Below are 12,496 nucleotides of genomic sequence, written 5' to 3'. Positions count from 1 at the left end.
TCTCACCAGGCCGACCGAACTCCGACACCCAGCAGCATCAGCCGCTTTGCCATCGAAGTAACAGCCCGGTCCTTGCTCAGCAGGACCGCTTTGGCCGCCACCGCCAGGTCGATGAACTTCTGGTCGTCGGCGTCGCTGCAGGTGACGCCGGCCTTGGCCGGCACTTCCGTCAGCCGCACATGGCGGTCAAAGGCGGCCAGCACCTCTGCAGCACTGAGTTCATAAAACGCCAGGCGCGGAATGATCTGCGGATAGGCCAGCACACGCTCAAGCTCGTCGCGCATGGCCTGCGTGGCCAGCCAGTCGAGCTCGCCGGCCTCCAGCGCTTGTTGGAGGGGCTGCGCGGCCGTGTCGTTGAAGACGAATACGTCGAGGACGATGTTGGTGTCCAGGACGATGGGCGGCGGCATCAAGCCTGCACCGGCGCCTGCGGCTTGCCGCGTGCGGAGCCGGCCACCATGTCAAAACGGAACAGCCGGCATTCGATGGGACCGTTCCACATCGGCACGCGGCGCGATTCTTTCAGGCGCATCTTGCCGGGCAGCTTGAGGTCGGGCGTGAGCACGTGGGCGGTCCATCCGGCGTAGTTTTTCTTCCAGTGCGCGGCCAGTTGCGGAAAGAAGTCGGTGGCTTCTTCGCCCCAGGCGTTCTGCGCCTGCTCGCGGCCGGGGTTGGCCGAGCGGTCGCGCGGGGTTTCAAACGCGGGCTCGTCACGGGTATCGCCGGCGTTGCGGTTGTCGCCCGCATCGCGGCTCAGCGGCTGGCCGAATTCGTCGATGGGCTGGTTGCGGTGGTCCTGTTGCACGCGGCCTTCGGCATGACCCTGCTGGCGGCGCTGGTCGCGCCCCTGCACGCCGGTGATGCCGGCCACACCGGCCACATCGATACGCTCACCATACGGCGGGTTGACCAGCATCACGCCTGAAGGCGCGGGCGGCATGCGCTGCAGGGCGTCGCCGCCGCGGAACTCCACCGCATTGGCCACGCCGGCGCGCTCGGCATTGCGCTCGGCAAAGTCGACCATGCGGAAGGACACATCGCTGCCGAAGACCGGCGCGGTGGGCTCGGTGATGGCGGCTTCGGCCTGGTCGAGCAGGCCGTCCCACACATGGCCCTGGAAGGGCAAATACTTCTGGAAGGCAAAGCGGCGGTTGATGCCGGGCGCGATGTTGCAGGCAATCTGCGCGGCTTCAATCGCGATGGTGCCGGAGCCGCAGCACGGGTCGTACAGCGGCACGCCGTCTTTGCAGAGCTGGTCCCAGCCGCTGGCGGCAATCATGGCCGCGGCCAGCGTTTCTTTCAGTGGCGCATCGCCCTTGTCTTCACGCCAGCCGCGCTTGAAGAGCGGCTCGCCCGAGGTGTCGATGTAGATGGTGACGGTGTCGGTCGTCAGGTGCACATAGATGCGCACGTCGGGCCAGCGTGTGTCGACACTGGGCCGCACATCGTCGAACTTGGCGCGAAAGCGGTCGGCGATCGCATCCTTGATCTTCAGCGCGGCGAAGTTCAGGCTTTGCAGCGGGCTGTGCTGGGCCGTGATCTCCACCTTGAAAGTCTGTTTGGGCGTGAACCAGATTTCCCAGGCCACGTTGGCAGCGGCGTTGTAGAGGTCCTGCTCGCTGCGGTACTGGTTGTGCTGCAGCTCGATCAGCACGCGCTGCGCGAGGCGGCTGTGCAGGTTGAGCTGCAGCGCATCGCGCCACGAGGCCTGCAGCTGCACGCCGGCGCGCCAGGCTTTGCCCTGGATGCCGGTGACGCGTTGTACTTCGGTCGCGAGCAGGGTCTCAACGCCGGCGGCGCACGGTAAAAAGAGTTGGAGTTGATTCATGACTGGCTTTGAAAGGCGGGGCAGTGCGGCCTGACCGGGCGCCTAGAGAGATTTACGCAGGTTGGCGGGCGCGATGCGAAGCGCCTCACGATATTTAGCTACTGTGCGGCGCGCGCATTCAATGCCCTGCTCTTTCAGCATTTCGGAGATCTGGTTGTCGCTGAGCGGCTTCTTCAGGCTTTCAGACGAGACGAACTGCTTGATCAGTGCGCGCACCGCCGTGCTGGAGGCGTTGCCGCCGGTTTCGGTGCCGAGTGCGGAGCCGAAGAAGTATTTGAGCTCGAAGGTGCCGAAAGGCGTGCCCATGTACTTGGCGGTGGTCACGCGCGAGATGGTCGACTCATGCAGGCCCAGTTCGTCGGCGATTTCACGCAGCACCAGCGGGCGCATGGCAAGCTCGCCGTGCGTGAAGAAGTTTTTCTGCCGCTCGACAATCGCGCTGCTCACACGCAGGATGGTGTCAAAACGCTGCTGGATGTTCTTGATGAACCAGCGGGCTTCCTGCAGGCGCTGCTGCAGCGCCGCGCCGCCCTGGCCCTTGTGCTGCTTGAGGGCGTTGGCGTAAATATCGTGCACACGCAGGCGCGGCATCACATCGCCGTTGAGCGAGACCTTGAAGCCCCGGCCCGACTTGATGACGATGACGTCGGGCACGATCAGGTTGCGCTCCACATTCACGAAGCGGCGGCCGGGCTTGGGGTCGAGCCGGCCGATCACGGCAATGCCGCCCTTGATCGCAGCCTCGGTGAAGCCGCACAGGTGCGACAGGCGCTTCACGTCGCGTTTGGCCAGCAGCTCCATGGGCTGCTTGCACATGGCGATGGCGGCGCGGGTTTCTTCGCAGTCCTTGCAGTCGAGCAATTGCAGGCCCAGGCATTCGGCCAGGTTGCGCGCGCCGACGCCGGCGGGCTCCATGTGGTGCAGGAGCTTGAGCGCCATGGCAAAGCGCTGCTCGAGCTCTTCGCTTTGCTCCAGGTCGTTGCCGGCCAGGCCGGCGGCCAGCGATGCCAGGCTGTCTTCAAGGTAGCCGTCGTCGTTCAGCGATTCAATGAGGAAGTGCAGCGCGGCGCGGTCTTCTTCGGACAGGCGCAGGCCGAGCGACTGGCGGTGCAGGTGGTCTTGCAGCGACTCGTGGGCGCCCGTGAGGTCGGAGGCCTCGGCGTCGCTTTCCTCGTTGTTGTTCTTGCGCGCCGGCGCGTCGCTGCCCCACTCGCTGTCGTCAGGCGCGGTCTCTACCGTGCCGTCGCCTTCCCAGCTTTCCTCGAGCTTGGGCTCTGCACTGATTTCAGCATCATTTTGGCCTGCAGCCCCCGTGTCGTCTTGGCCTGCAGCTATCGAATTGGTAGCAGATTCAAACTCCCGACTGTCCTGGCTGACCGGCGTGTCGACATGCTCCAGCCCGAACTCCTCCCGCACCGCCGTCTCTTCCGCCACTTCCAGGAAAGGGTTCTCGTCAAGCATCTGCTCGACCTCCTGGCTCAGCTCAAGCGTCGACAACTGCAACAGCCGGATCGACTGCTGCAGCTGGGGCGTCAGCGCAAGATGCTGCGAGACGCGAAGCGAGAGGCCTTGTTTCACGGGACTTTCAAATACACGGAAGGTTGAGGTGACATGTCTTCAGCCAGCAGGCGCCGCGGAACTGGCTCCGCCAGGCCGCAGGCACCGTCCCCGGAGGGGGAGAGGGAGCTACACGAAGTGAGCGACAACAGGGGGGAACCATGTTCACATCTTGAAGTGTTCGCCAAGATAGACACGGCGCACATCGGCGTTGTTCACGATCTCGGACGGTGTGCCTTGCGCCAGCACATGGCCGTCGCTGATGATGTAGGCGTGGTCGCAAATGCCCAGCGTCTCGCGCACGTTGTGGTCGGTGATCAGCACGCCGATGCCGCGCGACTTGAGGAAACCGATGATGCGCTGGATCTCGATGACGGCGATCGGGTCAATACCGGCAAAGGGCTCGTCGAGCAAAATAAAACGCGGCTGGGTCGCCAGCGCGCGTGCGATCTCGACGCGGCGGCGCTCGCCGCCCGACAGCGCCGGCGCGGGTGAGTTGCGCAGGTGGTCCACGCGCAAGTCCTGCAGCAGCGCGTCCAGGCGCGACTCGATGTCGGCGCGGCCCAGCGGCTTGCCGTTGGCGCCCAGCTGCAGCTCCAGCACGGCGCGCACGTTTTCTTCGACCGTGAGCTTGCGGAAAATCGAGGCCTCTTGCGGCAGGTAGCTCAGGCCCAGGCGGGCGCGCAGGTGAATCGGCATGTGCTCGACCGATTGGCCGTCGATGGAGATTTCGCCCGCATCGGCGCGCACCAGGCCCACGATCATGTAGAAAGAAGTCGTCTTGCCCGCACCGTTGGGCCCGAGCAGGCCGACCACTTCGCCTTTTTGCACGGCCAGCGACACGTCTTGCACCACCTTGCGGCTGCCGTACGATTTTTGCAGCCCTTGCGCCACGAGGCGGCTGGGGGTGGGGGCGGAAGCGCCGTGAGCGCGGGGGGCCGCCGAAATATCAGTCACCACATCCATCTGTGCAGGTCTTTCTAGTTCTTTTCGCTGCCCAGCGTGGTGCTGGGGCGCAGGGTGACGGCCGGGCCGGATGGCTTTGCAGCGGCCGGCGCCGACGCGGCGGCGCGGGGCGACAGCATGGCGCGAATCCGTCCGCTCGGGTTGGCGGCGGTTTTGTTTTGCGTGCCGCCCTCCACCGTGAAGACGTCGGTGTTGTTGTCGTAAACGATCACGGCGCCTGTGGTTTCGTCGACCAGGGTGGCGCCGTTGTAGCGGCGCACCACGGCACGCTTGATGAATTTGACGAGGTCGGCCTTGCTGTCGTATTCGATCCGCTCGGCCTCGCCCTCGATGTACTCGTCCACGCCGTCGCGCTTTTTACGGTAGAAGGCCAGCTTGCCCGGCGCCGCGATGGACACGGCCTGCTGGTAGCCCTCGGGGTCCTGGCTCACGTCGACCCGCTCGCCGCGCACGATGGTCGTGCCCTTGGTGATCACCACATTGCCGGTGAAAACGCTGGTTTGCTTCAGGTCGTCATACCGCAGGGCATCCGCCTCGGCATTCATGGGCTTGTCGCGGTCGGCTTTTTCAGCCCAGGCCGGAAACGCCGCCCCCAGCGCCAGAACGGCCGGCAGGATGAGGGAAAAAAGGGGATATTTCATAAGGCACGAATCTTGCTGCGTGGGTGTCCGGCCATTGTAGCCATGCAAGCTGTGGGAATGGCTTGCACAGTGAATTATTAGGGGCATAAAAATGGCCCCCACGCTCCCCCACTTCGTGTGGGTCGCTGCCCCCCGAGGGGGCAGCCCGCCCTACGGCCCGGCGAAGCCGGTTCCGGGGCTCATGCTGGCTTGAAGAATTCTTTGGGCAATACCGGTGGGGGTATTTCACCAGTGGGCAGCCGCGGAACCGGCTTTGCCGGGCCGCGGGCGCCGTCCCCTGCAGGGGAAAAGGGCTACACGCAGTGAGCCCGATAGGGGTGTGCCCGACTCACCGCCCCCTTGAGGGGGGAACGGGCTACACGCAGTGAGCCTGGACGGGGGTGTTACTTTTTACCGCGGGACTGCGCGATCAGCGAGTCCGTGATCTGCAGCGCGCGGGGCATGTTCTGGGCCAGCGTGCCGGAGGTGTAATAGCGACCGGCAATGCCCAGGGCCGGCACGCCGTCGACCTTGTACTGATCCTGCAGCTGCGTGGCCTTGCGGGCCTTGGTGGTGACCGTAAAAGAGTTGTACATCTCGACAAACTTGGCCTTGTCCAGGCCCTGCTTTTCGGCCCAGGCCGCCACCATGTCGGCGGTGTTGAGCGGCTGCTTGTCCTGGTGGATGGCGTTGAACACCTTTTTATGCAGCTCTTCAACCTTGCCCATGGCTTCCAGCACGTAATACAGGCGCTGCTGCGGCTCGAAGTCGGGACGGAAGGACACCGGGACGCGCCGGACATACACGTCCTTGGGCACCTGTTTGATCCAGGCCTCGAGCAGGGGCTCAAAGGCGTAGCAGTGCGGGCAGCTGTACCAGAAGAATTCCACCACTTCCACCTGGCCCGCGGGGGCTTCGGTCGGGGCCGGCTTGTCCAGCGCCAGGTAGTCGGAACCTTCCTTGAAGGCCCTGGCCTGGGCTTGCGCCATGCCGGGCAGGGCGGCTGCGCCCAGGGTGGCGGCGGCTGCCGCAGCAGCTGAAAGCGAAAACTCACGACGTTGCATCAAATTCTTCTCCTGGAATGGCAAAAAAAGGTTGTGGCCGGCTGCGGGATTGCGCCCTGGACGGCCAGGTGACAAGGGTTTGTATGCCTGCCCCGCGAAAAGTTCAGCGCTGCACCCGCACCAGCGCGGTTTCAATCGAATTGTTGTCCAGCCGCTCCTTGACTTTGTCGGCGTCTTCTTTCTTGTCGAAAGGCCCCAGGCGCACGCGGTACACGGTGCGGCCCGCCTGCTCGCGCTCAGTGACCTTGGCCTGCATGCCCAGCAGCGACAGCCTGGCGCGCTGCTGCTCGGCGTCTTCGGGCGTGCGGAAAGCGCCGGCCTGGATGAAATAGCTGAAAGGGTCGACGCCGGGGCCGGACGACAGGCCTTCGACCTTGGCCTTGGCCAGGTCGCCCAGCGGGTCGGCCGCAGGCTTGGTGGCTTTGGCGGCAGCCGAGGCGGCTGCCTTCGGCACGGCGGCGACGGCCGGGTCGGGCACCGGCGCGCCGGGTGTTTCAGCGGCGGGCGCAGGCGGCGGCTTGGGCTGGTTCTTGCCGGCCAGCGGCGCGTTCGGGTTCCAGTCCTTGTTTTTCTTGGCCTCGACGGCGTCGCTGTCGGGGTTGCGCGCCTGGCTCTTGTTCATGAAGGGAACCGGCACCTTGGTGATGTAGACCGCCACGGCCAGCGCGGCCCCCAGGCCGATCAGGGCGCCAATAATCAAACCCAGCAGGGTTCCGCCTCGTTGTGTATTCATACCTTGCCCACGTTCATTGCCTTGTCCTGAAAATCGCATGCTTTTCACCGGTGTTACATCTTGCGCGGAGCGCTCACGCCCAGCACCGCCAGGCCATTGTGCAGCACCTGTGCGGTCGCAGCGACCAGCGCCAGTCGCGCCAGTTTGACGGCTTCGTCATCCACCAGGATGCGCTCGGCATCGTAATAGCTGTGATAGCTCGCCGCCAGCTCACGCAGGTAAAAAGCCACGTCGTGTGGTGCAAATCCGTCAGCCGCGTTGGTCAGCATGTCGGGGTACTTGGCCAGCAGCAGCATCAGCGCCTGGGCCTGCGGGCTGTCCAGCGCCGACAGGTCGACCGACTTCAGGCTGGCCTCATCGCCGCCCTGGCCGGCCCAGGTGGTGAGGATGGAGCAGATGCGCGCGTGCGCGTACTGCACGTAGTACACCGGGTTTTCGTTGTTCTTGGCCAGCGCCAGGTCGATGTCGAAGATGTATTCGGTGTCGGGCTTGCGGCTGAGCAAAAAGAAGCGCACGGCGTCGGCGCTGGTCCATTCGATCAGGTCGCGCAGGGTGACGTAGCTGCCGGCGCGCTTGGAGATCTTGACCTCTTCGCCGTTGCGCACCACACGCACCATGGTGTGCAGCACGTAGTCGGGGTAGCCTTGGGGAATGCCTTCGCCGGCGGCCTGCAGCCCGGCGCGCACGCGGGCGATGGTGCCGTGGTGGTCCATGCCCTGGATGTTGATGGCCTTGCCGAAGCCGCGCTCCCATTTGGCCAGGTGGTAGGCCACGTCAGGCACAAAGTAGGTGTACGTGCCGTCGCTCTTTTTCATCACGCGGTCTTTGTCGTCGCCGTAGTCGGTTGACTTCAGCCACAGCGCGCCATCCTGCTCGTAGGTCTTGCCGGCGTCTTTCAATCTGGCCACAGTGGCGTCGACACGGCCCGAGCTGTACAGGCTGGACTCGAGGTAGTAGTTGTCGAACTTGACGGAGAAGGCCTTGAGGTCCAGGTCCTGCTCGTGGCGCAGGTAGGCGACGGCGAACTGGCGGATCGAGTCGATGTCTTCCACGTCGCCCGAGGCGGTGTATTCGCGGTCGTCCGACTTGACGGTCTTTTTGGCCAGGAAGTCGGCCGCGATGTCGGCGATGTAGTCGCCGTTGTAGGCCGATTCGGGCCAGCCGGCGTCGCCGGGCTTGATGCCTTTGGCGCGCGCCTGCGTGCTGGTAGCCAGCGTCTGGATCTGCACGCCGGCGTCGTTGTAATAGAACTCGCGCCAGACTTTTGCGCCCTGCGTGGCAAACAGGTTGCAGATCGCGTCGCCCAGCGCGGCCTGGCGGCCGTGGCCCACATGCAGCGGGCCCGTCGGGTTGGCCGAGACGAACTCCACGATCATCTTGCGCGCCGGATCGGCCGGCTGCACGCCGAACTGCGCGCCGGCGGCCAGCACCTCGCGCACGGTTTCCTGCTTGGCAGCGGGTTTGAGGCGGATGTTGATGAAACCGGGGCCGGCGATCTCGATGGCGGCAACCCAGCGTTCAAAAGCGGGCTTTTTGAGCAGGTTTTCGCGCAGGCTTTCGGCCACCTGGCGCGGGTTGAGCTTGAGCGGCTTGGCCAGCTGCATGGCGGCCGTACAGGCGAAATCGCCATGGGCCGCCACTTTGGGGGATTCGAACGCGGCTTTGTCGCCTGCGCCGGGGGAAAGTTCTTCCAGGCCCGCAGCCAGGGCCGCGAGCAGGTCTTTTTTGATGGAGAGCATCGATCGATTTTACGTTTAAGCCACGCTTGAGGCCTCCACCGCGTGCTTTCGGCGGGTGCCAGGTCGTCGAATTTGCCCCGCGCGGCGTTATGTGTTGGAATTCACCCGCACCTACCGATTCATTACATATTTGAAAAAAGGAGCCATTTCATGAAAAAACTGTTGTCCCTGATCGCCGTGACCTTTGCGATGACCATGGGCCTGCCGGCCGTGGCCCAGGCCGCGGACGCGCAAGCCGATTGCGCCGCCAAGTCCGCCGAGAAAAAGCTCTCCGGCGCCGCCAAAGCCAGTTTTGAGAAGAAATGCGTTCGTGACGCGACCCCGGCACCAAGCGCCGCCTGCGCGAAGTCCGCCGCGGACAAGAAGCTCTCGGGCGCCGCCAAGAACTCGCACATCAAGAAATGCACGGCTGACGAAAAGATGGCAGCAGCACCTGCAGCCGCAGCGCCTGCCGCCGCCGCACCGGCTGCCAAGCCCATGGCTGCCGCCTCCGCGAAAAAGTAAACACGCCGAACGCGACGGCATAAGCCTGATGCCGCAGATACCAACCCCCGCCGGCGTGAGCTTGCGGGGGTTTTTCTTTGGGGTTTAATTCGCTATTAATTTGATAGCTATACGCCTATACGGCGATTGGGCTGAAGGCACTTTTTACTTGAAATTCCTGGGCGTCTCAAGCCTGCAGCAACTGTTCTTTCGCCGCCTGCTTGACGGCCGCTGTCAGCCGCTGCGCGGCCACCGATTCCCGCGCCCAGTGCTGCCAGTACAGCCGCACATCGACGGGGCAGCCCGGCAGCACTTCCTGCAGCGGCGGGCGGTGCGCGCGGCCCGCCAGCAGGATGTCGGGCACCATGCCCCAGCCCATGCCCAGCTCCAGCGCAAGTTCAAACGCGTCCACCGCCGGCACGAAATGGCGCGGGTACAGCGCACCTTTGAGCTTGAAATGCTGGGCCAGGAAGGCGTCCTGCAGCGCGTCCTTGCGGTTGAAGATCACGGCCGGGCTGGCCAGCAGGCGGTGGGCCAGGCGCTGTGGGCCCGCTTTGCCGGCCACAGGCTCGTTCCATTGCGCGACGAGTGCGGGCGCGGCCATACAGCGGTAGCGCATCACGCCCAGCGGCTCGGCCACGCAGCCGCGCATGGCCTCGGCGAGCGTGGTGACGCAACCCGTCACGTCACCGCTTTTGAGGGCGTCGTGGGTGTGGTCCTGGTCGTCCACCACCACATCCAGCAACAAACCGTGGCTGTGCAGCACCGGCGCCACGCCCGGCAAAAACCAGCTACTCAGGGAATCGGCATTGACCGCCACGCTCAGGCTTTGCAGGCGTTCGGCCTTGCCGCCGCCGTGCAGGCCGGTGAACAGGTCGGACTCCATCAGCCGCACCTGCCGCACATGGCCCAGCAGCGCCTGGCCGGCCGGCGTGGCGCGCACCTGCTTGCCGCGCACCAGCAGCCGCTGGCCCAGCGCGCCTTCCAGCGACTTGATGCGCAGGGAGACGGCGGCCAGCGTCAGGCTCAGCGCTTTGGCGGCGTCGCCGAAGCTGCCGTGTTCGATCACGGCGGCGAGGGCTTCGAGTTGTCGGGCGTCCAGCATGCGATTGGCTCCCCATTTGCTCAATTAATAATTGAACAAACCGAGTTTTAGTTAACTTTGTTTAACTATTATGAGCCTTGGCGCACACTTCAGACCATGAACCCCTTCGCCGCCCCCGCCTTCCTGACCGGCATGGTCCTCAGCCTCTCGCTCATCATGGCCATCGGCCCGCAAAACGCCCATGTGATCCGCATGGGCCTGCTGCGCCAGCATCTCTGGCTGACCGTCGCCGTCTGCGTGCTGACCGATGTGGCGCTGATCGGCCTGGGCGTGATGGGGCTGGCGCAACTGGGCGGTCTGTCAGACAAACTGCTGGGCGCGATGACGGGCGCCGGCGCCCTGGTGCTGCTGGTGTACGGCGCGCAGGCGATGCGGCGCTTCCTGCAGCCGGCGCCGCAAGCGGCCGACGGCGCGCCCATCGCCGCCGAAGCCATCCCGCGCCGCAAGGCCATCGGCCTGGCGCTGGCGCTGTCGTGGCTGAACCCGCACGCCTGGCTGGACACCGCCGTGGTGATCGGCACCGCATCGCTGGCCTACTCACAGCCCGACAACGCCGTGTTCGGCCTGGGCGCCATCACCGGTTCGCTGCTGTGGTTCACCGGCCTGGGCGTGGCGCTGTGGTGTGTGGGCCGCAGGCTCAATTCGCCGGCGGTGTGGCGCGCCATGGATTTGCTGGTGGCGCTGATGATGTGGGGCACCGCCTTCTGGCTGATTCGCGGCTTGGCTTGAGCCCCCACGCTTTTCACTGCGCCTTCAGCTTCGTGTAATGCGCTGCCCCCCGAGGGGCTGGAGCCCGCAGCTCCAAGCCTGCCTGCGCAGACTTGGACGGGCGACAGAGGCGAAGCGTCTCGCGAGCCGCGGCCTGCAAGGCCTCGCGACCCACACGCAGTGGGGGAGCGTGGGGGCTCAGAACCCCCGCGCCAGGAACACAGCGACCAGCGGAATAAACGGCAGGATGTGCGCCTGCACCATCACCAGCCGGCGCGCTTTTTTGATTTCCACCGCATCGGGCAGCGCGCCGTTCGCGCGCAGCGCACGCCGCCAGCGCACAAACATCAGCGTGGGTTTGACGGAGATCAGCCCCACGGCCAGGAACATCAACAGCTTCACATAAAGCAGCGGGTTGTGGCCGTACCAGGCCGCGCCCTTGCTGCCCAGAAAAACGCGCGCCAGCCCGGTCACCAACACCGCGCCGGCGGCGATGCCGTAAACCGTGTCGACCTTGCCCAGCCGCTCGACCACCGCGGCGTTCAGCCATTCGACGCGGCACAGCGCCGCCTCGCTCGCCAGGAAAACAATCATGGTGAAGATGGCCAGCAGGTGGGCATAGGCCAGCAGGGCTTCGAGCGTCATCGCGAGATCCTTTTTCAGTCTGTGTATCTAGAGGTCGAGCAGACTCAGGGCTTGCCGGCCGCCGCCGAGCGCCAGAACTCCGGCTGGCTGTAGTGGTGCTTGAGAAAGTCCACCCACAGCCGCACGCGCAGCGGCAAATGTTTGCGCTGCGGGAACACGGCGTAAATGCCGTTGGGCGGCGCGGCAAAGTCTTCGAGCAAAGCCACCAGCCGGCCGGCGGCGATTTCGGATTCAACCTCCCAGGTGCTGCGCCAGGCGATGCCGCAGTCGGCCAGGCACCAGTCGTGCAACACCTGCCCGTCCGAGCAATCGAGCGGGCCTCCGGGCTTGAGGTGGATCAGCTCGCCGGCCACCTGGAAAGCCCAGCCGCGTGTTTGCGAAGCGTCGCTCGAGAGCGTGAGGCAGTCAAAGCGCGCCAGCTCGCTCGGGTGCTGCGGCGTGCCGTGGGTTTTGAGGTAGCGCGGCGTGGCCACGCACAGGCGCCGGTTGTCGGCCATGCGCACGCTGACGAGCGACGAATCCGGCATGTCGCCCACACGCACCGCGCAGTCAAAACCCTCGCCCGCCAGGTCGACCACGCGGTCGCTCAGGTTCAGCGTGATGGTCACGTCGGAATGTTGCTCGCGGAATTTGGTGACCAGCGGCGCGACGTGGCGGCGGCCAAAGCCTGCCGGCGCGGTGATGCGCAGATGCCCGCTGGCCTTCACGCCGCCGGCCGAGACGCTGGCTTCGGCGTTGGCCAGGTCGGCCAGCAGGCGCTGGCAATCTTCCAGAAAAGCGCTGCCTTCATGCGTGAGCGCAATGCGCCGCGTGGTGCGCACCAGCAGCTTCACGCCCAGCCGTTCTTCCAGCGCGTCCAGCCGCCGGCCCATGATGGCGGGCGCCACACCTTCGGATTTGGCCGCCGCCGTCAGGCTGCCGCGCGCCACCACCGAGACAAAAGATTCGAGCTGTTTGAGTTTGTCCATTTCATCGCATTATGCGCATGAATGTCAGCAATCAACAGGCAATCAACCCTTATTCCGCCGTCGGGTTTCGCCTGCCCGCT

The 12,496-nt window shown here is 65.1% G+C and carries 13 protein-coding genes; 2 read left to right on the top strand and 11 right to left on the bottom strand.

What is annotated here, in order from left to right; all coding sequences use genetic code 11:
• Window positions 1-2: 2 nt before the first annotated feature.
• The 8 genes from DT070_RS08385 to argS all read right to left on the bottom strand — a co-directional run bounded on the left by DT070_RS08385 (window position 3) and on the right by argS (window position 8,507).
• Window positions 3-410, bottom strand: coding sequence for a putative toxin-antitoxin system toxin component, PIN family (locus DT070_RS08385; RefSeq protein WP_122954982.1), 408 nt, complete (start codon window positions 408-410; stop codon window positions 3-5).
• Window positions 410-1,828: a class I SAM-dependent RNA methyltransferase gene (locus tag DT070_RS08380; protein ID WP_122954981.1), complete on the bottom strand. Its 1,419-nt coding sequence runs from the start codon at window positions 1,826-1,828 to the stop codon at window positions 410-412. Before DT070_RS08380 ends, DT070_RS08385 begins: the two co-directional genes overlap by 1 nt.
• A gap of 42 nt (window positions 1,829-1,870) precedes the next feature.
• Complete coding sequence (locus DT070_RS08375) at window positions 1,871-3,406, bottom strand: RNA polymerase factor sigma-54 (protein WP_122954980.1); 1,536 nt, start codon at window positions 3,404-3,406, stop codon at window positions 1,871-1,873.
• Window positions 3,407-3,550: 144 nt separating this feature from the next.
• Entirely contained in the window at window positions 3,551-4,351 is an 801-nt protein-coding gene (gene lptB, locus DT070_RS08370; protein WP_194965942.1) for an LPS export ABC transporter ATP-binding protein, read from the bottom strand.
• A 14-nt stretch (window positions 4,352-4,365) separates the two neighbouring features.
• Window positions 4,366-4,992 carry a lipopolysaccharide transport periplasmic protein LptA gene (gene lptA, locus DT070_RS08365; protein ID WP_122954979.1) on the bottom strand — a complete coding sequence of 209 codons (627 nt, stop codon included), beginning with the start codon at window positions 4,990-4,992 and terminating at the stop codon, window positions 4,366-4,368.
• A 383-nt stretch (window positions 4,993-5,375) separates the two neighbouring features.
• Complete coding sequence (locus DT070_RS08360; RefSeq protein ID WP_122954978.1) at window positions 5,376-6,035, bottom strand: thiol:disulfide interchange protein DsbA/DsbL; 660 nt, start codon at window positions 6,033-6,035, stop codon at window positions 5,376-5,378.
• 103 nt (window positions 6,036-6,138) lie between these two features.
• Complete coding sequence (locus DT070_RS08355; protein ID WP_122954977.1) at window positions 6,139-6,768, bottom strand: SPOR domain-containing protein; 630 nt, start codon at window positions 6,766-6,768, stop codon at window positions 6,139-6,141.
• 53 nt (window positions 6,769-6,821) lie between these two features.
• On the bottom strand, window positions 6,822-8,507 hold the full coding sequence (argS, locus tag DT070_RS08350) for an arginine--tRNA ligase (protein ID WP_122954976.1): 1,686 nt from the start codon (window positions 8,505-8,507) through the stop codon (window positions 6,822-6,824).
• A gap of 150 nt (window positions 8,508-8,657) precedes the next feature.
• Here argS and DT070_RS08345 point away from each other — a divergent pair, with 150 nt between their 5' ends.
• Window positions 8,658-9,011: a hypothetical protein gene (locus tag DT070_RS08345; protein ID WP_194965943.1), complete on the top strand. Its 354-nt coding sequence runs from the start codon at window positions 8,658-8,660 to the stop codon at window positions 9,009-9,011.
• Between the two features lie 166 nt (window positions 9,012-9,177).
• Here the strand turns inward: DT070_RS08345 and DT070_RS08340 are convergent, their stop codons facing one another.
• Window positions 9,178-10,095 carry an HTH-type transcriptional regulator ArgP gene (locus DT070_RS08340; RefSeq protein WP_122954975.1) on the bottom strand — a complete coding sequence of 306 codons (918 nt, stop codon included), beginning with the start codon at window positions 10,093-10,095 and terminating at the stop codon, window positions 9,178-9,180.
• Window positions 10,096-10,191: 96 nt separating this feature from the next.
• Between DT070_RS08340 and DT070_RS08335 the strand changes: the two genes are divergently transcribed.
• Window positions 10,192-10,824 carry a LysE/ArgO family amino acid transporter gene (locus tag DT070_RS08335; protein ID WP_122957322.1) on the top strand — a complete coding sequence of 211 codons (633 nt, stop codon included), beginning with the start codon at window positions 10,192-10,194 and terminating at the stop codon, window positions 10,822-10,824.
• A gap of 177 nt (window positions 10,825-11,001) precedes the next feature.
• On the opposite strand, the gene DT070_RS08330 is transcribed toward DT070_RS08335, so the two are convergent.
• On the bottom strand, window positions 11,002-11,448 hold the full coding sequence (locus DT070_RS08330; RefSeq protein WP_122954974.1) for a DUF2214 family protein: 447 nt from the start codon (window positions 11,446-11,448) through the stop codon (window positions 11,002-11,004).
• Window positions 11,449-11,492: 44 nt separating this feature from the next.
• The gene (locus DT070_RS08325; RefSeq protein WP_122954973.1) at window positions 11,493-12,416 is read right to left on the bottom strand and encodes a LysR family transcriptional regulator; all 924 of its coding nucleotides are present in this window, start codon (window positions 12,414-12,416) and stop codon (window positions 11,493-11,495) included.
• Between the last annotated feature and the right edge of the window lie 80 nt (window positions 12,417-12,496).

Source organism: Polaromonas sp. SP1, assembly GCF_003711205.1.
In the GTDB taxonomy this organism is placed as follows: domain Bacteria; phylum Pseudomonadota; class Gammaproteobacteria; order Burkholderiales; family Burkholderiaceae_C; genus Polaromonas.
The sequence above is the reverse complement of the archived record's forward strand: the minus strand, read 5'-3'. Positions and strand labels throughout refer to the sequence as shown.

What these genes read in the sequence shown, in the direction of transcription:
- DT070_RS08355 (WP_122954977.1), bottom strand. Translation starts at nt 6,768, where the DNA reads ATGAATACACAACGAGGCGGAACCCTGCTGGGTTTGATTATTGGCGCC.
- DT070_RS08325 (WP_122954973.1), bottom strand. Translation starts at nt 12,416, where the DNA reads ATGGACAAACTCAAACAGCTCGAATCTTTTGTCTCGGTGGTGGCGCGC.
- DT070_RS08385 (WP_122954982.1), bottom strand. Translation starts at nt 410, where the DNA reads ATGCCGCCGCCCATCGTCCTGGACACCAACATCGTCCTCGACGTATTC.
- DT070_RS08330 (WP_122954974.1), bottom strand. Translation starts at nt 11,448, where the DNA reads ATGACGCTCGAAGCCCTGCTGGCCTATGCCCACCTGCTGGCCATCTTC.
- argS (WP_122954976.1), bottom strand. Translation starts at nt 8,507, where the DNA reads ATGCTCTCCATCAAAAAAGACCTGCTCGCGGCCCTGGCTGCGGGCCTG.
- DT070_RS08360 (WP_122954978.1), bottom strand. Translation starts at nt 6,035, where the DNA reads ATGCAACGTCGTGAGTTTTCGCTTTCAGCTGCTGCGGCAGCCGCCGCC.
- DT070_RS08340 (WP_122954975.1), bottom strand. Translation starts at nt 10,095, where the DNA reads ATGCTGGACGCCCGACAACTCGAAGCCCTCGCCGCCGTGATCGAACAC.
- DT070_RS08345 (WP_194965943.1), top strand. Translation starts at nt 8,658, where the DNA reads ATGAAAAAACTGTTGTCCCTGATCGCCGTGACCTTTGCGATGACCATG.
- lptA (WP_122954979.1), bottom strand. Translation starts at nt 4,992, where the DNA reads ATGAAATATCCCCTTTTTTCCCTCATCCTGCCGGCCGTTCTGGCGCTG.
- DT070_RS08380 (WP_122954981.1), bottom strand. Translation starts at nt 1,828, where the DNA reads ATGAATCAACTCCAACTCTTTTTACCGTGCGCCGCCGGCGTTGAGACC.
- lptB (WP_194965942.1), bottom strand. Translation starts at nt 4,351, where the DNA reads ATGGATGTGGTGACTGATATTTCGGCGGCCCCCCGCGCTCACGGCGCT.
- DT070_RS08335 (WP_122957322.1), top strand. Translation starts at nt 10,192, where the DNA reads ATGAACCCCTTCGCCGCCCCCGCCTTCCTGACCGGCATGGTCCTCAGC.